Genomic DNA, 255 nt, shown 5'->3' on the forward strand with positions numbered 1-255 from the left:
GCCCAGCTCGAAGAAGTGGTCATGCCGACCGACCCGCTCCAGACCCAGCAGCTCCGCCCACAGCTGCGCCAGCACCGTCTCGAGCTCCCCGCGCGGCGCCTCGTAGCCCCGCCGCGCATACGCATCGGCAGCCGGCGCGGGCAGTGCCTTTCGGTCGAGCTTGCCGTTGACCGTCAGCGGCAGCGCCGCCAGCGGCACGAACGCCGCCGGCACCATGTAGTCCGGCAGCTGCCCCACCAGATGCGCGCGCAGCGT

1 protein-coding gene is annotated in these 255 nt (G+C 72.9%); it reads right to left on the minus strand.

The annotated features are described in order from the left end of the window. The coding region (locus tag VSR82_RS40455) for a hypothetical protein (RefSeq protein ID WP_498858971.1) at nucleotides 1-255 on the minus strand (255 nt) is incomplete at both ends.

This window comes from Burkholderia sp. JPY481, assembly GCF_038900515.1.
In the GTDB taxonomy this organism is placed as follows: domain Bacteria; phylum Pseudomonadota; class Gammaproteobacteria; order Burkholderiales; family Burkholderiaceae; genus Paraburkholderia; species Paraburkholderia youngii.